Below are 23,049 nucleotides of genomic sequence, written 5' to 3' on the forward strand. Positions count from 1 at the left end.
GACCCCCTCTCCACGGCGCTTTGCGCCGCGGAGAGGGGATATACTTGGGTGATGCTGCGCATGACCCACACGCGCGGCGCAGCGGCTCGCGCTGTTCACGAGTTTGCCGCGGTGCCCGTTCGGTTCGGCTGCGCCCCAGAAAATGACGTCGTTCTCGCGGGAGGAGAACGTCACGGGGTCATGCAGCGTCATGCCGAAATTCGCTGGGAAAACCACGCGTATTGGCTCGTGGATCTGGGCTCGCGAACAGGCACGTACGTCAACGCCAAACGAGTTGCTTCGCATGCACTTCAAGCCGGCGACGAAGTGCGATTCGGTCAGGACGACGGTCCATCGCTGCGCGTCGAGATCCTTGGTCCTCCACTGTCGACGGTCGTGACGGATCCCGATGGTCGCGTCGACTTGGCAACGGCACGGCACCTCGTCGAGAAGGCCGTCGTGAATGCGACGCGTGGACGCGACAAGAGCCGCGCGATCGTCGAAAAGAAGGTGCATGAAGCGACGCGCAAAGCGCAGCGTGCGAACACGATCCTCACGGGAGGTATCGTCGTCACGCTCGTAGCGCTCGTCATTGCGGGGCTCGCCGTGTACCGGTCGAAGCGAGCTGCAAACGTGCTCGCAAAGGACATGGGGCTCGATCAAAAACCCGTGACGACGCCTCTCGGAACGCTGCCTTCCAAGGTGTTTTCGGGACGCGAGATCTACGAACGGAATCGAGCTGCGCTGTTTGTCCTCGCCTATGTGGACGGCCGCAGGATCAGCGGCTGTTGCAGTGCTTTTGCGATCGACCGACAAACCCTCGTCACCAATGCCCATTGCGTGACGTCATGCGGCAGTCGCAGTGGAAAACCGGTCGTCGTGCAGAACGAATCTCCATCGCGCCTGACGTTCGACGTGGTCGCGCAACGCGCGCATCCTGCGTATCGCTCCGATTCCAAGCGTGCCGATTCGCCCGACGTCGCCCTCTTGCGCGTCAGCGGCTCGCTTCCATCGTTCGTCACCGTCGCGAGCGAAGCCGAGCTGCGTGCGCTCGGCCCTGGTGATGACGTCCATGTTCTCGGCTTCCCGGGTCGCGTGATGGATCCGGTCAATCCCAGCGCAACGTTTCTCGCAGGACACATAGGCCGCTTGATGGGCTTCAATGAAGAAGTGACGACGCCCGACAAAACGGCGCTCATCCTGCATGATGCCGTCACGCGCGGCGGCAACAGCGGCAGTCCCGTTTTCAACCAGTACGGCAACGTGATTGGCGTACACGCGGCCCATGTCGACGAGGAAGAAGACGTGTCGATTGGCGGGCAAAAAACGAAGGTCGTCGAAGCATCACCTTTCCGCATCGCGATGCGCATCGATCTGATTCGTGGAGTCACTGCCCCATGAACATTCGGATCGTCCACACCTACGGCCATCGCGCAGGTGCCGAACGCATCTTCACGAGCAACGTCGTGCGTATCGGACGAGCACCGGACAACGACATCGCGCTCGACGCGCACCATGATCGCGAAGCGAGCGGCTATCACGCCGAGCTGCGGCGCGAAGGCAACGCGTGGATCGTCGTCGACCTCGGCAGCCGCAATGGAACGTTCGTGAGCGGCACGCGCATCGACCGTCGCGTGCTTCAATCAGGTGACGAAGTTGCACTCGGGGCCAAGGGACCTCGAATCCGTATCGATTTCGTGCCTATTGCAGCCCCCGCCGCATCACCCGTGCAACCTGCCGTGCCAGCGCGTCCACCGATGGCACCTGCTGCTGGAGCGCGTGTCGGGCAACGAACGCTCGCGATGATGATTTCATCTGCCGTCAACGCGGCTGCAGCTCGTGTGCGGCCCGGACGAACCATCGAGATCAACGCGATGGTCGAGGCCAAGGTCAGTGAAGCGACAGCTTCGCAACGTCGCACCGCGTACTTGCTCGGTGCAGTTCTCATCGTCGCGCTCGGAGCGCTGGGTGGACTCATCTACTGGAGCACGCGATCGCAAGACGAGATTCAGCGCTTGCGCGAAGACCTCGCGCAGATGCCGCCCGAAGATCCCAGGCGAAAGGAAATCGAGACGCGGCTCGGCACGCTTCATCCTCCGAACGCGAGTTTTGGTCGCAACTTGTACGACCGTTCGCGCAAAGGCATCTTCATGCTTGCTACGGGCTCGGAAGGTTTCTGCACGGCATTTGCCGTGAGGCCGTCGATCCTGGCGACGAACGCGCGGTGCATACACGAAGCGCGCAAGCGAAGCGGAACGCCTCAGGCGATCGAGAACGAGGGACGAGGTGAAGTGCGATTCGACGTGATCGACATGCGCCCGCACCCGAGTTATCGGCAAGGGGATCCCAACAGCATCACTCCGGACGTCGGAGTCGTGACCATTCGGGGGCGGTCGGCCATGGTGCTGGAAATCGCGACGCAGAATGAACTGTCTGCAATTGGTGCAGGTGACGATGTCTACGTCATCGGATTCCCTGATCGATTGATGGATGTCAAAAACCCTGCAGCCACGTTTCTCGCAGCGCACGTCGGTCGTGTCACGGGTGCTGCCGGAAAACCCATGCCCTACAAGGACAACTGGCTCGTGCAGCACGACGCCTCTTCGACACGTGGAACGACAGGCAGTCCGATCTTCAACGGTCAGGGCAAAGTGATTGCGATCAACGCCGGGGAATACTTGGAAGAAGGCGAGCAAAAGATTGCCGGACGGAACATCGAAGTCGTCAAAGCTTCACCCTACAAGTTCGGCATGCGCATCGACCTCATCGAAGCTTTGCTTCGATAACTCTCCATGCTGCGGCACGCGCTTCGCTGGCTCCTGTGGATCATTCCGACGCTGATCGGCGTTTCCTTCGCCGCGTTCTTGTTCCTCTCGTACGTCCCCGATCCCACCGACGATCCAAAAGCGCCGCTCGAGCCTGCGCAGCGCGAGCAGTTGCGTCGCGAAAAATTTCTCGACCTGCCCCGCTTCTTCAACCTCGCGCCACAAGATGTTCGAACACGTACGAAAGACGCGCTTCGCGCGATCGTCGAAGGTGATTCCGATGAAAGTGCGCGCGGCCGAGACGAGCTCGTACGGTTGGGCGGCGCGGCGTTGCCTCATGTGTTGCCGACACTCGATGCTCTTTCGCCAGAACCCCGTGCGAAGGTCACCGTGGCGCTCGCGCCCATCGGCGAACGCATGGGGTTCACGAGCGAACGACTCGACGATCCCGAGCGTGCCGTTGCGTTTTGGACGAGGTTTTGGAACGACCGTGACATCGAATTTCGGCGCGCTGCGGCGCGCAGTGCCGTACGCCGCTTGTCGCGATACGGAAGCGGATCACGTGCTGCAGAGATGCGCGAGTTCGACACCTTCGTGCTCGAAGACATCATGGCGGCGCTCGAGCATCCTCACGACGCGGCATCGTTCGAACGAACGCGGGCGCTGATTGACATCGCGGCACACGTCACGGGGCGCGACGATCGCATCGCTCCCGGCGACGACTACCCCACAGCGATTCTTTGCGTCGAGCGATGGCGATTGTTTTGGCTCGTGTACGAGAACGACTTCGTCACCGTCGATGGTCTTTCACGCTTCGCCGCCGTCGTCCTCGACACGCGTTATGGCAAGTGGGCGGTCTCTGCTTTTACGCGGCGGTTCGGCCCCGGACCGGATGGTGCACCCGTACTCGACGGCGTGCTTCGTCGCGCTCCCGTCACCTTCACGCTCGTGTTCGGCGCCATCGGCCTGGCCTATGGCGTGGCCTTCGTCCTGGGCTTTGCTGGCATTTCAACACGAAGCAGGCGTCGCGAAGCCGCGCTCGCCTTCGTGCTGCTGCTGCTCTACGCGATTCCAACCGCTGTGTTTGCGATTCTCGCCTCGCGTTTGGAATTGCAAACCGGGCTCATCCTTCCCACGGTCGTCCTCGCGCTCGGATTGCTTGCGTCGCCGACGCGCCAAGTTCGAGCGGCGCTTGCATCCGCGTTTGCCCAGGAACACGTGCGCGCCGCGATGGCGCGTGGAGCTAGCCCCTCACGCGCCATCTTCGTGCATGCCTTGCCAACCGCGCTGCTTCCATTCGTCACACTCGCGACACTCGAAGCGCCGATGGCCCTGGGTGGTGCGTTCGTCGTCGAGCGAGTCTTCGGTCTCGATGGGCTTGGTGAAGCGACGATTGCGGCCGTGCGTACGCGCGACACGAGCTGGCTCATGGCGGTGTCGATCCTGACGGCAGCGACGGCAGCGTTCGGCGTCATCTTCACGGACCTTTCGTACATCGTGCTCGACCGGCGACTCGTCGCAGCCGTCTTGCAGCAAAAGAGGCGCAACGGATGAGTCACGCGACCATCACGGTGCGTCGATTCTTGCGCGATCGCCGTGCAACCGTGGGCGCGGTCGTCTTGGGCATGCTCGCGCTCGTCGGCATTTTTGCCGAGCTGCTTGCGGCCCCCGCACCGCTGCTCGTGCTCGGACCAGGTCACGTCGACGTCGCACCTGCCATCAAGCGACCGTACGCGTCGAGTGAAGACCCGGACAAACCCTACGCGGATGCGTTCGTCGTTTGGCCCATCGTGCGAGCGAGCCCAACAGCGCCGACTTCAGCGGGCCCCTTTGCACCTTCGTCGGCGGCACATCCACTCGGCACGGACGAGAAGGGCCGCGACATCTTCGCGCGAGTCGTTTACGGCGCGAGAAATGCGCTGGGTTTGTCCGTTGCCGCCATTTTTCTCAGCACTGTTTTTGGTGTTTTTCTCGGTGGACTGTCGGGCATTCGAGGCGGCGTGTCGCGCACGGTTCTCGTGCGTCTCGTGGAAACGGTCGATAGCTTTCCGGCCATCATCGTCGTCGCGCTCGTGTGGGCGATCGAGCGCCAACCATCGTCCCTGTCACTCATTCTTGCGATCGCATTCGTTCGTTGGGCCGAAGTCGCGCGTCTCGTTCATGCCGAATCGATGCGTGCGACAACCGAAGACTACGCCCTTGCCGCGCGCGCTCTCGGTGCGTCGCGAACGCGCATTTTCTTGCAGCACGTTTTGCCCAACGCGCTTGGGCCCGTCACCGTCAGCTCCGTCTTTGGCGTCGCATCGGTCGTATTGCTCGATGCCTCTCTTGCGTTTCTCGAAATGGGAACGCCGTCCGACAGCGCATCATGGGGCGAGCTGCTCGCGCAGGGAGCTCGTCACCCAGAGGCGCTGCGATTGCTCATCCTGCCGGGGGCGCTTCTGCTCGCGACCGTGGGCGCTTCGTACCTTTTGGCCGAAGCTTTACGCGAAGCGATGGACCCACGCGCCGCGCGCGCGTCATTGCGCTGAGCACCGTCGACACTGACGATACGTCACTTCCGGGGATACGCTTGCAAGCCTTCGCGGTCTCGACATACGTTCGAATGGCCCGGTCTCCTTGGATGGCTTGGGCTCGGCCCGGCGTGCAGACCAACCTCGCCGGGCCTTTTTTCTGGCTGCGAACGGGCGATCCTTTGACGTCAAACGTTCTCCGTGCGGGCCAGCGAGCTTGGTAGCGATCACGTGAACGTTCGGCAAGCCATGTGTTGCCGCATTCGCAGCCGCGTTTGTCCAAGCACGCGTCATGCCCCTCGATGGGTACGCACGCGCAAGCGCCTGCGTGAATCGTCCGGTTCGAGCATCGGCGGAGATCGCTGCGGCACCGGCAAATTCAAGACTTGCTGTTCGATGGCTCGCGACGATAGAATCTGCGTAATGGGGATTGACCAGGGCGGCCGACTCGGGCTCGGAGCGCAAAGATACAGATGAACGTTCCGCGGCGCCGCATCCTCTTCGTGGACGATAGCGAGACGTGTCGCGAAGCGGTCAAGCAGATGCTGCAATCGCGCGGCTACGACGTCACCACGCTCGATTCACCTTTTGGATTTGGAGCAGCCGTCGCGCGCACTTCGCCCGATCTGATTCTCGTCGACGTCTACATGCCTGCTCTCGACGGGGGCAAACTCGTCGAAGTTGCCATGCAGAAAGGCATTTGTTCCTGCCCCATCGTTTTTCTCTCCGAACGACCCGTCCGTGAGCTTCAAAGTCTCGTGCTTTCGACGAAGGCCACGGGGTTCATCGTGAAGACTTCGGACGGTGACGACCTTGCGAAGCAAGTGGCCGAGTACCTCGATGGCACATGGCAAAAGCGCGAGCGCGCTCCGGAAAGCCTGCGCCCACCATCACCATCCGGCGCGGGGCAAGGGCGCATGAGCCCATTTCCGCGCCCGAGCCTGCGCCCTTCGGACGTGCCTCCGCCAACGCGGCGTGGCTCTGATCTTCCTCCGCTCACGCAGCGCGCACCGAGCCTCGACCGCTCGCTTCTGGATTCGCCCCCGCCACCATCGCAACGAAATGGTTGGACCCGCAAGTAACGGCTAGCGTCTTCCACGTCCGAGCACCATTGCGGCGCGACGCGGAAAATCCGTCATGATTCCGTCGACGCCCATGTCCACGAGGTTTCGCATTTCCGGTTCGTCATTGATGACCCATGCGTGCACTTCAAGATTCACCGCGTGCGCCACTTCCACGAATCGTGGCGTAATGACCGGAATGCCGGCGTATTCGACTGGAATCTGCAGAGCAAAGCCAGGCGGCCGGTAGCCCTGGTTTCCACCATTCCCCCAAAACTCGAGCACCTCCGCCGAGCACATTCCCGTCAAGACCCGCGGCATTGCTGTGCGAATTCGGTCCATGAGTGATTGCGACTCGGCGGCGAGAAGCACCCGCGGCATTGCATCGTAACGTTCGAGCAGCCACTTCATGGCCGATACCAAGGCTGGCTCGTCCAATTTCAGCTCGATGTTGAGCGGTACGTTCGGAAAATGCGTCAGCACTTCGGCGAACGTCGGAACGCGAATCCGTCGCCCACGAAAAGGCCAAATGCCCTCGGATGTTGCGAATTGGTATCCAGCATCGAGCTCGCGGATTTCCGACAAACGCAATCGGCTCGCCGGGCCTTTGCCGTCGGTCGTTCGGTCGAGGTCCGGATCGTGCAGCACGATGACCTCTTCGTCCGCGGTCAAGTGCACGTCGAGCTCCAGGCGATCGGCGCCGGCCGCGAGTGCTTCGGAAAAGGACGGCAGCGTATTTTCGGGCATCGTGCCGGATGCACCACGATGCCCGAAAAGCCGCGGGCGAGGACCATCGATGAAACGAATTGCCATTATTGGATCTTCACGGGAACCGTGGCCGTATTGTTGTCGAAGCTCACTTCCTCGAATTCCCGGCTCGGATTGAGGACGACTTGGATCATGTAATCACCAGCGGGCACGTCGGTGACGTCGAGCCATTGGCAATCGAGCGCATTGCCATAGAGATCGGACCAACCCGCCTGAATGCCTTGTTCTTCGCAGGTGTAAATCTTGTCGCATCCCACGTTCGGACCAAAGGCGATTTGTTGCGTATCTTCCATACAATAGGCCTGCTTGTGTCCGGTGAGCACGGTTTTGCCGTCTTTGTCGAGCAATTTGTACTCGGCAAAACCATTGAAGTGGTAATGCCCATGGCAATCCGAAAAGATGAACAGGTCGGGCCGATCGGCTGGCGGAGGCACGGTGAGCGTCGCTTGGCCTTGGTTTTTTGCTTCGACGCTGAATCGCAGCACTTTGCGCGTGCCGGTTCCGCCCACGCAAGCTTCGACGAATGCACACGATGATTCGCTGACCTCGAGCGAATCGAAGAGGATTTCCTCCGCCAGACGTTTTTCGTCGATGACGAGATCCGGCATGGGATCGCCAATGGCATGGCAGCCGCAATCAACCCCGCAGAATTCGCCAGCGCCGCAAGGAGGCGTGCATGTGGGCTTTTCGTTGTCGCAATTGGCAAATACCTGGCATGTCGACGACGAAGGAACGCAGAGCGACCCTTCGGCGCACGTGCCGCACGTGCCGCCGCAACCGTCATCGCCGCATTCCTTGTCCTTGCAATCGGGAACGCACGGATCGGGACGGCAACGCCCTTTGTCCGTGCAGGCAAACCCTGGATCGCAACTGCCGCAATCTCCACCGCAGCCATCGTCTGGTCCGCAAAGCAGGCCGTCGCAATGCGGTACGCAGCCGTTCGACGTGAATTTCACTTGCAGATTGAATGCGCCGTATTGCGATGCATCGAAACCATCGACAATCAGGAAGTACGTCCCCGGATCGAGCGCCGCGTCCACACGTGAGCCGTAATCGCCCGGCGGAGACGCATCGTCGCTGCATCCGACGGTCGCTGCTGACGCGTCGTTCGCGCATTCTTTACGAATGTGCAAAACCGTATCGTATCCCGATACGCGCGCCTCGATACCCATTTTTTCGGTCAGGGTGAACGTGTAGACCTTTTCGACGGACGTGCTCGTCGAATTGCACGTCGGCACGACTTCGTGCAAGCCGTCGGTCGTGTCCCCTTGAATTTGGTGAACGCCCAAGAGAGGTGTCCCCGCCGGCAACAATTCGAGCGGTGACGTGCACGTGCCCGCCTGATTCGTCGGTTTGCACATCGATTCCGCATTGGCACATGCCTGCCCCATGGGACACGAGCCGCAACTGCCGCCGCAACCATTGTCTCCACAAATCTTGCCCGTACAATCCGGCACGCAATCGGATTTGCACTTTGCGCAGTTGGCCCCGAGCTCATGTGCGCACGTATCCGTCGCCTCGTCGCACGTATCCGTCGTGCAATCGGCCTTGTCGTCGCACGGATTCGGCCCCGCCACGCAAGCGCCTGCGACAAACCGTTCCGCGCCGTTGCAATACACGCCGTCGCTGCACGTCACTTCGGTCACCGGCGCGGCAATCTGTCCGAACTTCTCCGCTTGATACGTCGCATCGAACATCAATCGAAAGAGACCTACCTGCGCAGGCGCTTTCAGCGTCCCCTTGAACGTGCCTTTTGCGCCAGGTTCTGTCTCGGCTTGCAGCGGCACCGACTGTGCGGGAAAACCCTGACCCGCATCCAGCTTCAGCACGACGTCGCCTGGTTCCCATGCTGCTTGACCGTCATTTTCGGCGGTGACTTGGATGCTCAGGGTGCCACCGGGCAGCCCCCGAGGGTCAATCGTGACGACGGCGTTCGTCAAAGAAAACTCCGAAATATCTTCGGAACACCCAGGAACGGCAGCGTAAACCAAAGGCACAACGCAAAGTGGCAAGAGGCGACGAACGCTCATTCCAACCCCCATCGGGCAAGAGTAACAGCCGACATCGAGAAACATAGCGTAGCACGAGCTCGCGTTTTGGATGAACTGGTTTCGTCGCAGGACATCCGCGTTCGTTCGAGCATGCCGAACCACTTGCCCGAGCGCCTAGCCAATCGTCTTGACTTCGCACGCATCTTCGACGATACCTCGCATTCGACCTAGGGGAGCCACCAGGCTGAGACGGCGACGACCGCAGGGAAACCGCCGAACCCTCGAACCTGATCCGGTTCGCACCGGCGGAGGGAAGCGTCATGAGCAGCGTCAAACAGCAACGCGTCGACCAAACTCGTCTTGAAGGAATTACGCGGGGTGCCCTGCCGGCATCACGAAAAGTCTTCGTGAGCGGCTCGCTTCATCCCGATATTCGCGTACCGATGCGCGAAATATCGCAAACACCCACGCGCGAAGGAACGCATTCGGCCCCGCGCCTCGTGCCCAATCCCCCGGTCACCGTATACGATACGTCCGGTCCTTATACCGATCCCGACGCGCAAATCAATGTGGAACAAGGTTTGTCCCCGCTACGGCAGGAATGGATCACGCGTCGTGGCGACGTCGAACAGCTCCCTCGAGTCAGCTCGGTTTATGGCCAGCGCCGCCGCGAAGACCGATCGCTCGATTCGCTTCGCTTTCGCACCACGGACAAACCCTGGCGCGCCAAACCGGGCCACAATGTCACTCAAATGCATTACGCTCGGAAAGGCATCATCACGCCCGAAATGGAATTCGTCGCGCTGCGCGAACAACAACGGGCAGCGGATGTTTATCGTAAACAACACCCCGGCCGCTCGTTCGGGGCAAAGATTCCCGAACATATCACGCCCGAATTCGTTCGTGACGAAGTAGCACGCGGAAGGGCCATCATCCCGGCCAACATCAATCATCCCGAAAGCGAGCCGATGATCATCGGCCGTAACTTCCTCGTCAAAATCAATGCCAATATCGGCAACAGCGCCATTACATCATCCATCGAAGAAGAAGTCGACAAGATGGTGTGGGCCATTCGCTGGGGCGCCGATACGGTCATGGATTTGTCCACCGGACACAACATCCACGAAACGCGCGAATGGATTCTTCGCAATGCGCCCGTTCCCATCGGCACCGTGCCCATTTATCAGGCGCTCGAAAAAGTCGGCGGCAAAGCCGAGGAGCTCACCTGGGAAATCTATCGCGACACGCTCATCGAACAAGCCGAGCAGGGAGTGGACTATTTCACGATTCATGCCGGCGTTCTGTTGCGCTACGTGCCGCTCACGGCCAATCGCGTCACCGGAATCGTTTCTCGAGGCGGATCGATTCTCGCCAAATGGTGCTTGGCACACCATAAAGAAAACTTTCTCTACACGCACTTCGAAGAGATCTGCGAAATCATGAAGGCGTACGACGTGAGTTTTTCTTTGGGTGACGGTTTGCGGCCCGGCAGCATTGCCGATGCCAATGACGACGCGCAAATGGGCGAATTGAAGACGCTCGGCGAGCTCACGCAAATTGCCTGGAAACACGACGTGCAAGTCATGATCGAAGGCCCGGGGCACGTACCCATGCACATGATCGAGCACAACATGACCGAGCAGCTCCGCTTGTGCGACGAAGCCCCGTTCTACACGCTGGGCCCGCTCACCACGGACATTGCGCCAGGGTATGACCATTTCACGAGCGGCATTGGAGCGGCCATGATCGGATGGTTTGGCACGGCAATGCTTTGTTACGTGACGCCCAAGGAACACCTCGGCTTGCCCAATCGCGCCGACGTCAAGGAAGGCGTCATCACGTACAAGATCGCCGCCCATGCCGCGGACCTTGCCAAAGGTCACCCCGGCGCGCAAGCGCGAGACAATGCGATGAGCCGCGCCAGGTTCGAATTCCGCTGGGAGGATCAATTCAATCTGGGGCTCGATCCGGAACGCGCTCGGGCATTTCACGACGAAACGTTGCCCAGCGAAAATGCCAAAGTCGCCCACTTCTGCTCCATGTGCGGCCCTCACTTCTGTTCGATGAAAATCACGGAAGACGTCCGAAAATATGCGGCAGAAAAGGGCGATGTCATCCCCGAGCAAGCGCTCGTCCGCGGCATGCAAGAAAAAAGCGCTGAATTCGTGGCCGGCGGGGCGGAAATCTATCGTAAAGTCTAGCCATCCGTGGAAGTATCGCGCCGTAGAGACTTCCACGGACGGCGACCCATGAAACGCTTCGCTCTCGCTGGTTTCACGGCATCCATCCTGCTTTTCGCAACGCCACGCGCGATTGCGCAAGCACCTCCCGCACCGCCGGAAGGCCCTCCGCCACCGCCCGCGCCCGATGCGTCTCCCGCGGCAGCTCCAGCTATCCCGCCACCAACAGCTCAGCCGCCCATCGCTGATCCATCGAAGCCATTACCGCCGCAAATGCATCCGACGGCACAGTATCCTCAATACCAATTTCATCCTCCGTACGGATACTCCTATCCATTCGGTGCCGCGGCATGGGGTCCCTCGGGCAGCCTACCGAACGAATTGTCCTACAGCGGTGGCCCCATTCCACACGGATACAAGCTCGAAGAACGCTACAATGTCCCATTGCTCATTGCGGGCCCTACCCTCTTTGCGCTCGCTTATGCCGCCTCTGCAATCGCTGCAGCGGACAAAGCCGATGAGCCCCCGTCCATCGATGGCTTCACCACGGAAGTTGCGCCGTGGCATACGCTGTACATTCCCATTGTCGGTCCCTTCGCCTTCAGTGCATATGCCCCTCAGGGCAGCGCTTTCATTTATGTTTTCGAGGGGTTGGCGCAGGTCACCGGTGTCGCGCTGTTTGTCGGGGGCATCTTGAACCCCAAAACCGTCCTCGCGCGGAAAAAAGCCAACGAAGCCTTTCAACCCACTTTGCACGTGGGTTTACGCTCGATGCAGCTCGAAATGCGCTTTTGACCGCTACTTCTTCGATTTGGTCGCGCCCCAAATCGGATTCCAATTGCCGCCAGCCGACTTCGTCAATTGCATCCACGCGCCGCCGTCTTCGCGCACGATCCAAATTTGCTGCTCTTTGCCTTGCCCCACGGAAACCGCCAAATGCCGACCATCCGGCGACCACGACGGCTCGCTCAGCGGTTGTGCTCCCGCGGGACCATGCAAAAACGTTTCTTTACCGTTGTCCAAATCGAAAATGACCACGGCGCTCGGCACATCGGGAATCGTCAATACGTATGCGATCTTTTGACCTGACGGCGCCCATGCGATCTTGTCCTCGGTGACGCGTGGTGCAGGGCTACGCTGCGTCAAACGCCGCGCCTCGCCGCTGGGAAAGTCCATAAGCCATATTCGATCGGCCCCTTCGCGATCGCTCACGAAAGCAATCCGTTTTCCATCCGGGGAAAAGCGAGCGCCCCATTCGTCACGCTGCGTGTTCGTGACACGCAAAGGCGACTTGCCGTCGGGTTTCATGGCATAAAGCTCGGCCACGCGATCGCGACTCGAAATGTGCACGATTGCATCACCTTTGGGTGAAACGGCCGGCTCGAAGTTTCCCTCGGGATTGTTCGTGAGCCGTTCGAGCTTTTTGCCACTCGAATCGATACGGTAGATATCGACGAACTCCGATGGAAGGTCCTTGCTTCCGCCAGATTCGAATACGATGAATTTACCGTCCGGTGTAAAGTTTGGGAAACGAATGCGCCCCGTATCCGGGCCCAGCCTTTTGGGTTCGCTCCCATCGAGCGGCCAATGATAAAGTTTGTGCGGCCCTTCTTCACCTTCGACGCGCATGACGAGCAGCGCTTTGCCGTCGGGGGAAAACGGGCCATTGTAATCGGCATGTTTGTTGTCGGTAAAACGTTTTTCCTTCGTTCCGTTTGCCTGAACGATGTACACTTCGCGCTGACCATCGCGTTCGGAAATGAACGAAATGAATCCCGACAGTTTTTCCTTTTCCTCCGGAGGAATTTCATTCACTTTTGCCGTAGAAGACGGCGGTTTGGCGGCGGAGGGAGGTGCCGGCGGAGTTACGGTGTTTGGTGGAGCAGCCGGTTTTTCCGCAATGGCCGCCGGCCGAGCGGCCTCGGGGGGCGAAGTTTTTTCCGGAATGGGCGCTTCGCGGCAACCGGATGAGAGAACGAGCGCGAGAGCGGACAACAACCAAGGGAAACGCCGGTGGTGCAAGGGAGTCGTCATTAGAATGGTGAGTATGACGCAGAGAGACAAACACACAAGTCAGGACAGAGATCGAAGCCCGAACTTTTTCGCCGCTCGAGGGGGGTCCCACAGTTCGAGCCCGCGAAGCGGGCGAATTTGGGGGGAACCGCGAGAGGCGGAAAAGTTCGGGCTTCGGCCGGGCTCACACCCGCAGCGAGGGCGAGCTCGCTGCGGGTCTCACCAAATGCATTAGCGAATCTGGACCGCGTCCGCGACGACTTGGAATCCCGCCCCGGTCCAGCGAGACACCGTTACGCGGTTCCAGCCCGCCGTGAAGTTGAACGTACCGATGCTCTGCCAGGAGCCGCCGCCCGATTGCTGATTCTTGTTGACGGTCCCAAGCTTCGTGCCCGCCGCATTGAAGACCACGAAGGGCGTCGTCGTCGAACGGTCGCTTGCCGAGGTCCACCACGCGTACACCTGCTTGGAAGCAGGAGCGGCCAGGTAAAACTCGAAGTGCACGCCATCGGAAACGGCGGCCGTGGGAGCAACCCAATAGCCGGTATTGTAATACCCCGTGACGTTCGTCGACGCTTTCCAATTGGCCGACGGCGTAACGAGCCGCGCCACTGCGGCGTTGTTGGCCCCGCTGTTGCTATCGATGGTGATCGTCGTGCCGCTGCCACCACCGCCGCCGCCGCCGCCACCGCCGCCACCGCCGACGCAATTATTGATGCGATTCATGTAATCGGTCCAGGGGAACGCCGGCCCCGGATCGTTGGCGCGATTGACCGGATCGGGCTGGTAGTGACCAATGATGTGATTGCGGTCGCGAATGATGTTCTGTCGCTTGACGACGTCACATGCAAGCTTCGCGGACGCCGCAAGCTGCCCTTCGGTCCACTTGTTGGACGAGGTATACGAAAAGCCGCCGTGTTCGATACCCACGGAGCGCGGATTCGTCGGTTTGCTCTGCCATGACTTGCCGACGTGATGCGCAGTATTCACTTCATCCACGAGCGCGGAGATTTCCGAGCCGCTCTCGTTGACGACGTAATGAGCGCTCGTCTTGTAGGGATTCTTCGGGTACGGCGTATTGAGCCAGCCCCAACAGCCCGCGTATCCGCCGGCGCACGTGTGCACGACGAGCAGCTCCACCTTGTATCCACTGCGTCCCGAGGTGTAATTCGACGAAGGTGCGGGGCGCCATTTCGCAAGTGAATAGTAGGCGCTGGGAGGTTCGCCGCCGCCATATGCTTGCGGTGAAGGGAACTTCGGCGTGACGTCGGGAATGGCTCCGAGAATTTCTCCAATGCCGCTGTCCTCGGGCGCCGCAATGCCTTCACGCAGCACACGATAGACTTCTTCGTGAATGAAATGCGCGGCCGCTTCGAGGTTCGGATTCGCGAAATATTCGGCCACGGCCGGCGCCCACGCGCCAAGGTCATCACGATCGACCTGAAGCGTCTTGGCATGTTCATCGAGCAGCGCAGCAGCCGCCATGATATTCGCCGCCGGATCGGCTTCCACATCGGCTTCCGAAACGCCCGCAAGCATTGCGCCATTGACGATGGCATCGCCACGAAGCCCCATCACACCATACGTCGCGGGCAACCCCTCGATTTCGGACGCTTCACCAGGCACGTGATAGAGGCGCGTTTCCGAATATCCGAGCGCCACGAGGAGCGGCGCCGGCACATTGAACTTCTGCGACGCAGACTCGAAATGCGCCTGATAAGGATGCTCAGTAACGCTTGCGGCCTCCGTCCCCCAAAATTCATCCGGAGGATCATCCACGGGCGGATTACCCGCGTCACCGCAACCAATGAGAAGCGCAGAAGCCGAAATCACGGGCAAGACCATCAGCAAACCGAGAGAACGCGTCATGGCAAGTCCTTTTCTATCTGGGGTGGAAATGTTCAGCGCCAACGGAGTCAATGCCGAGGCAAGGGTATCAATATAGCCCTACGTCAATTGACGAAGCAATGCAAGCGATACTTCGAGCACAAAGCGATACGCCCCGCGTCAATGACGCAGGGCGTGATTCGCATTCGATATGGGGTCAGGCAGTAGGCGACGATTCGATTTTGCGCGCGGTGCGCAACTTCGTCAGCTCCCTACGAGCCGCGCGACTTCACCATGAGCGGCCGCAATTGCTTCGTCGATTTTGCCCACTTCCGTGCCACCCGCTTGCGCCATATCGGGCCGGCCTCCACCCGAGCCGCCCACGATTTTCGCCACGGCCTTGATCAAATCACCCGCCTTGATTTTTGCCGTCGCCGCCTTGGACACCATCACGCAAAGCTGCGCTTTGTCTCCCGCAATGGCGCCCACGAGCACCACGCTGTGCTCGCCCAGCTTGTCGCGTAGCTTCTCCGCAATCTCGCGCAATACGGCCGATTGCGTGCCGTCCGGGACGCGCCGCGCCAATACCCGAATGCCGCCAATCTCCTTGGCTTCGGCCATCATCGCGTCCACTCCGCCCCCGCCGCCACCCGGCCCGCCACCTTCGACCAGCCGCCTCTCGAGCTCCGCGACTTTCTTTTCGAGCTCCCGCTCGTGCGCGACGATCTTGCCAATCTTGTCCGCCAAATCCACGCCCGTCGCTTTGGCCACCGTACGCGCCCGAGACATGTCCTCTTCCACGCCTCGCACGTACGCAAGCGCATTCAACCCCGTCGACGCGAACACGCGGCGCACGCCCGCAGCGACGCCGCCTTCGGACGTAACCTTGAAAAGACCAATGTCCCCGAGCGCTCGAGCATGCGTGCCGCCACAAAGCTCGATTGAATCTTTCGTCATCGTCAGCATACGGACGACGTCGCCATATTTTTCTTCGAAGATCGCCACCGCGCCGCGTTTACGCGCTTCGTCGATTTCCAATACTTCGGTCACGACGGGTGCATTTTCGAGTATTTTTGCATTGACCAAATCCTCGATGCGCTCGATTTCTTCCCGCGTGAGGGGTTTGTTGTGAGCAAAATCGAATCGGAGCATGTCCGGGCCCACGCGCGAGCCTTTTTGTTGCGCGTGCTCGCCCAGCACCGTACGCAATGCCCAATGCAATAGATGCGTCGCGGAATGGTTGCGTCGCGTCGCGCTCCGCGCGGCATGGTCGACATCGAGCTTCACGGGCGCCCCGAGCTGCACTTCGCCCGCTTCGACGACACCCATGTGCACGACGAGCCCCGCAAGAGGCCGCTGCACGTCGGTCACGCGAATGCGCAAACCTTTTTCATCGGAAATGGTGCCGATGTCCCCCACCTGGCCGCCGCTCTCCGCATAAAACGGCGTTTTCGATACGACGATTTCGACGTTCGTACCGACGCCAGCTCGATCCGCGAGCGATCGTTTTGGTTTGTCCGAGCTTGCACCTGATTCCGTCGCAATGATGGCCACGACTTCGCTCGTACCACTTTCGTGATCGTATCCAATGAAAGCGACGGGTGCCGCGAGTTTGCTGCGCGCCTCACGATAGGCCTGATCCACGGCCGCATTCGGATCGATGGGCCCATCGGCTTCATCGGCACCCTTGACGATTTTCTCGGCGCCCTCGACATCCACGCCGTGCCCGTGCTCGGCACAGATGACTTGCGTCAAATCGAGCGGAAAGCCGTAGGTCGTATAAAGATCGGCCGCCGCGGGCGCGGAGAGAACGTTTTCTCCGCGCGTTTTCATTTCGTCGAATCGTTCGTCGAGGATCTTCAAACCGCGCTTCAACGTCGCGCGGAATCGCACCTCCTCGTCCTCGGTGACGCGCATGATGAGCTCCCGCCGCGCTCGCAATTCCGGATACACGTCCCCCATCCGCTCGATGACGAGACCAGCCACTTCGTGCAAGAAGGGCTTTTCAATGCCGAGGCGATATCCATGCCGAATGGCGCGACGCATGACGCGACGGAGCACGTATTCACGACGCTGTTTTTCCGGCAAAACACCTTCGGCAATCAAGAAATGCCGTCGTGCGAGCGTGATCGGCAATGACGCGCATGGATACGTCATCGGGCGCATGGGATCCGCCATAAGGCTTCCGCGCAATCGCTGCGGCGCAATCGACGAGCGGGCGCAAAAGATCGGTGTCGTAGTTCGACGTCACGCCTTGCAATACGCACGAAATACGCTCGAGACCCATTCCCGTATCGATGCTCGGTGCAGGAAGCGATGTGACCGGCGCGTTTTTCTCGGCACGATCATATTGCATGAAAACCAGGTTCCAAATTTCGGTCCAGCCAGAACCATCGAGCCGCGGTTCTTCGCCAAATCGCGAAACATCCGCCTTGCCGCCATGGAAGTAATGAACTTCCGAACATGGACCGCAGGGCCCGGTATCGCCCATGCTCCAGAAGTTATCGGCCATTCCGAGGCGCAAAATGCGGTCGTCGCTGAACCCCGTGACTTTGCGCCAAAGCTCGGCAGCTTCGTCGTCCGCGGGAAAACCTTCGGCGCCCTGAAAAACGGTCACGACGAGGTTGTCCGTGGGAACGCCGTATACTTTCGTGAGCAGCTCCCACGCGCTCACGATGGCTTCTTCTTTGAAATAGGCGCCAAAACTGAAATTACCAAGCATCTCGAAGAACGTGTGATGCCTGGCCGTTACGCCGACGTTTTCGAGATCGTTGTGTTTGCCGCTGATCCGTATGCACTTCTGGCTGCTCGCCGCGCGCTTGTACGGGCGCACGTCTTTGCCCGTGAAAACGTCTTTGAACGGGACCATGCCGGCGTTCACGAACATGAGCGTCGGATCGTTTTGCGGGATGAGCGGAGCGCTCGGGACGACTTCGTGTCCACGCGAGGCGAAAAAATCGAGGAAGGTGCGGCGAATTTGATGGCTAGAGGCAGACATACGCGTGCCCCCCTCTAGCATTTTTTCTGGGGGAAAGCGCGGTCAGAACATCACGCCCAGGTACAACCGGAAGGCTTGTGCGGTGGCCGTTTGAAGCTGCGAACCACCATTTTCGCTCGCATAACGCGTCACTTCGCCTTGCAGGTAGTCGAGGCCGCCGAGCGGGAAGAACACGCCGTATTGAAGCGCCGTGTAGAAGCCGCCCATCTTGTCGACACCGTCGTTCAGGCTGCCGTCTTTTGCCTGGAAATACAGCGACAAATCGAGCTCCACGCCAAGGTCGCGCTTGTTGCCCGGCGTCTGAATGAACTCGCTCGCACGGCTCCAAACGACCGCCGCACTGCCACCAAGCCTTTGGCCATTCGGATCACGCGAGAAGTCGTACTGCACTTGAGGCCGCAAGTAGTAGGCGCCCTGCACGCGCGACATGATGTTGCGCCAAAAGATGAGGTCGACGCGGTAGTCCGGATGCATGCGGAACATCGAGTACGTGCGATCCGCCGTGAGCTGCGGCTCCATGCCCGTGCGCGGAGGCGCAAGCGACTCGACATCCGGATCGCCCGATGCCCAACCGAAACCGAAGTCGAGACGAAGCTTGTCCTCCATCGCGCGGAACTCGGCTTGCCCCGTCAAGCCGAAACTTCGCACCGTGTAACCAACGTCTTTCGCATCGAGCGGGTTGACGTCGACGACCGACGGTTGCCCCGTAAGGTTGCCGCTCGGCCGCCCCGTGGTCCCCGTGTTCTCGATGGTTCCGTAAATCATCGCCGCTTCAGCCTCGAAACGGAACTTCTTGTACAGGAACTGGAACCAAAGGTCTGGCATGAAAAACTCGGCTTCGCGACGCGTATAACCGAGACGCACGTTCGTCGGCAATTGACCGAGCGACGCTGCGTTCGTGGACGATGACGTGTCGTCGTTGGCGAGCGTTTGGCTGCGGTAGGCGAAGTAGAGGCCGGCGTTGATGACCGGTAGTCCCTTGGCCAGATCGAGCAGTTGCAGTTCGGGGTCACGCTTTCGCGCGATGATTGCAACGTACTGGTTCACATCGTCGAGGTTGCCGAGGTTGTAGGGCTGGCCCTGCTGCTCGCCAAAACGAGCGCTCGTGGCGCCAATGCCCATGTGATCCCAAGCGCCGGAGAAGTACAGGTCGTACTTTTTGATCCCGGTCGTGAACATGATGCGGTCGACCGTCGACTGCCAATCCGAGTCGTAACCGTCACCGGAGTTGTAGACCATGCCGAGGCCCCAGTGATTGGGCATGCGGCCGAATCGGAGCAACCCGACGGGTGTCGAGTACTCAGCCCACGCGCGCTTGGCGACGATCGAGTCCACGAGACTCGTTTGACCTGCAACGGGTGCCCACGCGGTCGTGGAAAGCGCTCCGAGCGGCGCGTAGCCGCCACGCGCAGCGACGGTGTATCCGCCACCTGCGGCGGGCACGTTCATGTACCCCTCGGGCGTGGATCCGAAGACGAGGTTGTCGAAGACGTCGAACTGCGAATGGATGCGAAGGTTGTCCGAAATGTGGATCTCGGGGTTCAAGCGAAAACGCATGTTCACGCCGAGCTGCGTGTTGTCTTCGCAAGCGGCGAGCGGCGTTGCGGTGGGATCGTCACCGCACAGGCGCACCACCTGCGCTTCGCCTGCCGTCGGGATGTAATGGTTGTCCGCGGGCTGAGGCCAAAGCGCGCTCGCGATCGGGTCGCGTCGTCCCAGGGCAAACTGGTAAAATAGTTCCGTGCGCGTACGGAATACGCCGTGCACCTCGATGCTCGGACGCGCTTGTGACCACCAGTCTTCGGCAAACACTTCGCTCGGTCGAGACCCAACGGCGTTTGCCGCTGCGGGACGCTCGGCGCCTTGTCTCGTGAGCGCACGTTTGTCGCGGTCGGGATCGGGCGATGCGACGGCTTTGGGCGGCGTCTTGGGTGCATCTGCGGGTACGAGCCGATCTTCGTCGGGACGCGAAGGAGCTGGTGCCGCTTCACGCGCAGGGCTCGCCTCCGCTGGTTGCGCTGGCGCTTCAGACGGTTGCGCTGGCGCTGCGGTCGTCTCCGGAGGGGGCTTTTGAGGCTCGGCGGGCGCGGGCTGCGCCGCAGCGGACACCGAGAAAAGCACGCTCGATCCGAAGGCCAGGAGAGCTGGAATCGAAGTGCGCGACAAGCTTGGGGACCACGACGAAGTTCGCATCGGTGCTGCTGCATGCCACACACCGGCCGGCCCCGCTGTTGGAAACCGCTTCCGGTGTGCTTGGTTTTTTTGGTTGGTACGATTCGTCTTGCCACACCGAGGCTCTGTCGAGCCAAACATGTGAGCCGTCGCGGTGTCTCATGCCCAGCGGATGTGGTCAACGCAGATCGATGCCCGACCTCGTCCAGGGTGCGTCGGAATCCGGGTCGGGGAAAACCCCTCGTGCGAGCCGCTTGCCAGACCGAAAGGGCGACTGTCAACGACACTCGAAAGCCCGCCGCTCGAGATCAGTCCCGCCACGCCCGATCCGCAAGCACGACGCCCATCCGAGTGACGCGGCATTGCGACGGCTGGTGAACTCGCTCCCAAATCCCGGTTCTCTGTTGCAGTAGCCGCAGCACTCTTTTATTCCTGCAATCCACGTGTAACGCCGTTCCCAACGTGTGGGTTCCGTCCATTCCGGGCCAAGAGGATTGATGAGAACGCGACTATCGCTCAGGTTGCTGCCACTCGTAGGACTTTGCAGCGCTTCGCTGCTATCCGCGACCGCTGGTGCTCAACAGACGCCGTCGAGCGCGCAGGAGGGCGAATTTTCCGTCCAGCGATTCGAGGCTGCGCCCGGTTCGAAAAACTACTTCACGGTCGAAGGCGCACGCATGGACTCGCTGTGGGGTTTTACCGCAGGGGTCTTGTTCAACTACGCAAACAAGCCGTTCGTCGTGAGGAGCTGCAAGGCGGAGACGAACTGCAGTGAGCCGAATGCGACGAATCAGCGCGACGTGAACGTCATCAACGACATGTTCACGGTGGACGTGCTCGCGTCGCTCGTGCCGCTGTCATTCATGCAAATTGGCTTGCGCGTGCCCGTGATGTACGTGTCGGGTGACGGCATCGACCTCAATACGGGCGGCCCCGCAGCCGGCGGACTCAAAGCATTCGGCGTTGGCGACGCGACGCTCGAAGGCAAGTTCCGCTTCTTTGGCGACCCCCAGAAGAGTGCCTTCGTGCTGGGTGGAGCGATCGACGTATCGGCCCCGCTTGGCACGTTGACCGCGCAAAACAGCTACATCGGCAACAGCTTGCCCATCACCGCAGGCGGCCGGCTCATCTTCGACGGCCAATTCAACAAGCTGTCGTTCGCAATGAACTTGCGCGGTCAGTACCGCCCAGCGGCTCGCCTTGGTACGACCGAGCTCGGCCCCTTTGAATTCCGATACGGCGCGGCGGTGGGCTACCAAGTCAGCCCCATCTTCAAGGTTTTTGCCGAAGGTTTTGGCGGCACGAAGTTCAGCTCGCTCAACGGTACGAACTCGCTCGAAGTCGGTGGCGGCGCGCAGATCACGCCGCTGAGTCTTCCGCTTGCGTTCACGATCGGCGGCGGCGGCGGTGTGCTCCAAGGCGTCGGCGTGCCGCTTTTCCGAGCCATCGGCGGCGTCTCGTTCGTCAACGAAGTGGGTGACGAAGACGGCGACGGCGTCAACGACAAGAAGGACCAATGTCCGACGATCCCCGAAGACAAAGACGGCTTCGAAGACGATGACGGGTGCCTCGACGACGACAACGATCAGGACGGCGTCCCCGACGAGAAAGATCAGTGCAAAGACAAGCAGGAGACGATCAACGGCTTCCAAGACGAAGACGGGTGCCCGGACATCCTGCCCGATCGCGACAAGGACAACATCGCCGACTCGGAAGACAAGTGCCCCGACGATGCCGGCAAGATGCGCAGCAAGGAGTTCTACGGCTGTCCCGATGTCGACGAAGACGGCGTCATGGACAAGAACGATCAGTGCAAGGATCAGCCGGAAGACACTGACGGGTTCCAAGACACCGACGGGTGCCCCGAGCCGGACAACGACGGCGACAAGATCCTCGACGAAGCCGACGAGTGCCCGGACCAACCCGAGATCGTCAACGGCTTCAAAGATCAAGACGGCTGCCCGGATGAAGCTCCCGACAGCGACAAGGACGGGATCCCCGACCACCTCGACAAGTGCCCGGACAAACCAGAAACGTTGAACGGTGTCGACGACGAAGATGGCTGTCCGGACAGGGGCGTGAGCCTCGTCCAAGTCACCGACGACGACATCAAGATCTTGCAGCGCGTCGAGTTCGCGACGGGCAGCGACAAGATCCAAGGCGCCGTCAGCTTCGCCGTGCTCAATAGCGTCGCGAGCGTGCTCAACACGCGAAAGCAGATCTTCCTCGTCGAGGTCGCGGGTCACACGGACAACGTCGGACCTGCCGATCAGAACCGGACTCTGTCGCAGAAGCGCGCCGACGCCGTCGTGAAGTATCTCGTCGGCAAGGGCGTCGACGCGAGCCGCCTCGTTGGCAAGGGATATGGTCCAGACAAACCCATCGCCGAGAACAAGGACGCCAAGGGCAGGCAGAAGAACCGTCGCGTCGAGTTCGTGATCTTGAAGTCCATCAAGAAGCAAGGCTCGGACGTCCAGACGGCGCCGCCCCCGCCCCCCTGATCTGCACCTCACGCCTCACGCCTCACGCCTCACCCCCTGGCCCCCTCTCCAATTCACGTTGGAGAGGGGGAACATGCCTCACCCCCTAGCCCCCTCTCCAACTAGCGTTGGAGAGGGGGAACATGCCTCACCCCCTAACCCCCTCTCCAACTAGCGTTGGAGAGGGGGAACAAGACGCATCTGCGATGCAGACGCGCACGTTCGTAACCGCGATCAGAGACGCGGAACCAAAGACATCCTGCGGTGTCGTGGGTAGTCTCGAGATCGGGAGGGCGTTCGGC

General features: G+C 60.6%; 12 protein-coding genes, 3 pseudogenes and 1 riboswitch. Of the genes and pseudogenes, 9 read left to right on the plus strand and 6 right to left on the minus strand.

Going from position 1 to position 23,049, the window contains the following annotated elements:
- The first annotated feature begins 51 nt into the window (after positions 1 to 51).
- The 6 genes and pseudogenes from IPM54_11635 (at position 52) to IPM54_11660 (ending at position 6,339) form a co-directional block, all read left to right on the plus strand.
- Positions 52 to 321: pseudogene (locus IPM54_11635) on the plus strand (FHA domain-containing protein).
- Positions 222 to 1,380: pseudogene (locus IPM54_11640) on the plus strand (trypsin-like peptidase domain-containing protein). The pseudogenes IPM54_11635 and IPM54_11640 overlap by 100 nt, the downstream one beginning before the upstream one ends.
- Positions 1,377 to 2,765 (plus strand): FHA domain-containing protein, encoded by a 1,389-nt coding sequence (locus tag IPM54_11645; protein MBK9260471.1) that lies wholly within the window; start codon positions 1,377 to 1,379, stop codon positions 2,763 to 2,765. Before IPM54_11640 ends, IPM54_11645 begins: the two are co-directional and overlap by 4 nt.
- A 6-nt stretch (positions 2,766 to 2,771) precedes the next feature.
- On the plus strand, positions 2,772 to 4,298 hold the full coding sequence (locus tag IPM54_11650; GenBank protein MBK9260472.1) for an ABC transporter permease: 1,527 nt from the start codon (positions 2,772 to 2,774) through the stop codon (positions 4,296 to 4,298).
- A complete protein-coding gene (locus IPM54_11655) occupies positions 4,295 to 5,275 on the plus strand; it encodes an ABC transporter permease (GenBank protein ID MBK9260473.1) in 981 nt (326 codons plus the stop codon). The genes IPM54_11650 and IPM54_11655 overlap by 4 nt, the downstream gene beginning before the upstream one ends.
- 455 nt (positions 5,276 to 5,730) lie before the next feature.
- On the plus strand, positions 5,731 to 6,339 hold the full coding sequence (locus IPM54_11660) for a response regulator (GenBank protein MBK9260474.1): 609 nt from the start codon (positions 5,731 to 5,733) through the stop codon (positions 6,337 to 6,339).
- A 3-nt stretch (positions 6,340 to 6,342) separates the two neighbouring features.
- On the opposite strand, the gene IPM54_11665 is transcribed toward IPM54_11660, so the two are convergent.
- Positions 6,343 to 7,131, minus strand: a complete 789-nt coding sequence (locus tag IPM54_11665) for a glycerophosphodiester phosphodiesterase (protein MBK9260475.1) — start codon at positions 7,129 to 7,131, stop codon at positions 6,343 to 6,345.
- Positions 7,131 to 9,116, minus strand: a complete 1,986-nt coding sequence (locus IPM54_11670; protein MBK9260476.1) for a hypothetical protein — start codon at positions 9,114 to 9,116, stop codon at positions 7,131 to 7,133. The genes IPM54_11665 and IPM54_11670 overlap by 1 nt, the downstream gene beginning before the upstream one ends.
- Before the next feature lie 180 nt (positions 9,117 to 9,296).
- Positions 9,297 to 9,409: riboswitch (TPP riboswitch) on the plus strand.
- Here IPM54_11670 and thiC point away from each other — a divergent pair.
- The gene (gene thiC / locus IPM54_11675; protein MBK9260477.1) at positions 9,398 to 11,278 is read left to right on the plus strand and encodes a phosphomethylpyrimidine synthase ThiC; all 1,881 of its coding nucleotides are present in this window, start codon (positions 9,398 to 9,400) and stop codon (positions 11,276 to 11,278) included. Its footprint overlaps the riboswitch before it by 12 nt.
- Before the next feature lie 48 nt (positions 11,279 to 11,326).
- A complete protein-coding gene (locus IPM54_11680) occupies positions 11,327 to 12,052 on the plus strand; it encodes a hypothetical protein (GenBank protein MBK9260478.1) in 726 nt (241 codons plus the stop codon).
- Positions 12,053 to 12,055: 3 nt separating this feature from the next.
- Here IPM54_11680 and IPM54_11685 read toward each other — a convergent pair whose 3' ends face one another.
- The 4 genes and pseudogenes from IPM54_11685 to IPM54_11700 all read right to left on the minus strand — a co-directional run bounded on the left by IPM54_11685 (position 12,056) and on the right by IPM54_11700 (position 20,288).
- A complete protein-coding gene (locus IPM54_11685; protein MBK9260479.1) occupies positions 12,056 to 13,291 on the minus strand; it encodes a PD40 domain-containing protein in 1,236 nt (411 codons plus the stop codon).
- 210 nt (positions 13,292 to 13,501) lie between these two features.
- The gene (locus IPM54_11690; GenBank protein MBK9260480.1) at positions 13,502 to 15,139 is read right to left on the minus strand and encodes an N-acetylmuramoyl-L-alanine amidase; all 1,638 of its coding nucleotides are present in this window, start codon (positions 15,137 to 15,139) and stop codon (positions 13,502 to 13,504) included.
- Between the two features lie 222 nt (positions 15,140 to 15,361).
- Positions 15,362 to 18,095, minus strand: a pseudogene (gene alaS, locus IPM54_11695) (alanine--tRNA ligase).
- Between the two features lie 42 nt (positions 18,096 to 18,137).
- On the minus strand, positions 18,138 to 20,288 hold the full coding sequence (locus IPM54_11700; GenBank protein ID MBK9260481.1) for a TIGR04551 family protein: 2,151 nt from the start codon (positions 20,286 to 20,288) through the stop codon (positions 18,138 to 18,140).
- A 476-nt stretch (positions 20,289 to 20,764) separates the two neighbouring features.
- On the opposite strand from IPM54_11700, the gene IPM54_11705 reads away from it, so the two are divergent.
- Positions 20,765 to 22,768: an OmpA family protein gene (locus tag IPM54_11705; protein MBK9260482.1), complete on the plus strand. Its 2,004-nt coding sequence runs from the start codon at positions 20,765 to 20,767 to the stop codon at positions 22,766 to 22,768.
- Positions 22,769 to 23,049: the final 281 nt, after the last annotated feature.

The sequence above is a fragment of the Polyangiaceae bacterium genome, from assembly GCA_016715885.1.
GTDB lineage: Bacteria > Myxococcota_A > Polyangia > Polyangiales > Polyangiaceae > Polyangium.

Bases quoted from the DNA above. Each gene is read 5' to 3' on its own strand.
- IPM54_11680 (MBK9260478.1), top strand. From the start codon at position 11,327: ATGAAACGCTTCGCTCTCGCTGGTTTCACGGCATCCATCCTGCTTTTC.
- IPM54_11690 (MBK9260480.1), bottom strand. From the start codon at position 15,139: ATGACGCGTTCTCTCGGTTTGCTGATGGTCTTGCCCGTGATTTCGGCT.
- IPM54_11650 (MBK9260472.1), top strand. From the start codon at position 2,772: ATGCTGCGGCACGCGCTTCGCTGGCTCCTGTGGATCATTCCGACGCTG.
- IPM54_11655 (MBK9260473.1), top strand. From the start codon at position 4,295: ATGAGTCACGCGACCATCACGGTGCGTCGATTCTTGCGCGATCGCCGT.
- thiC (MBK9260477.1), top strand. From the start codon at position 9,398: ATGAGCAGCGTCAAACAGCAACGCGTCGACCAAACTCGTCTTGAAGGA.
- IPM54_11665 (MBK9260475.1), bottom strand. From the start codon at position 7,131: ATGGCAATTCGTTTCATCGATGGTCCTCGCCCGCGGCTTTTCGGGCAT.
- IPM54_11645 (MBK9260471.1), top strand. From the start codon at position 1,377: ATGAACATTCGGATCGTCCACACCTACGGCCATCGCGCAGGTGCCGAA.
- IPM54_11660 (MBK9260474.1), top strand. From the start codon at position 5,731: ATGAACGTTCCGCGGCGCCGCATCCTCTTCGTGGACGATAGCGAGACG.
- IPM54_11685 (MBK9260479.1), bottom strand. From the start codon at position 13,291: ATGACGACTCCCTTGCACCACCGGCGTTTCCCTTGGTTGTTGTCCGCT.
- IPM54_11670 (MBK9260476.1), bottom strand. From the start codon at position 9,116: ATGAGCGTTCGTCGCCTCTTGCCACTTTGCGTTGTGCCTTTGGTTTAC.
- IPM54_11705 (MBK9260482.1), top strand. From the start codon at position 20,765: ATGAGAACGCGACTATCGCTCAGGTTGCTGCCACTCGTAGGACTTTGC.
- IPM54_11700 (MBK9260481.1), bottom strand. From the start codon at position 20,288: ATGCGAACTTCGTCGTGGTCCCCAAGCTTGTCGCGCACTTCGATTCCA.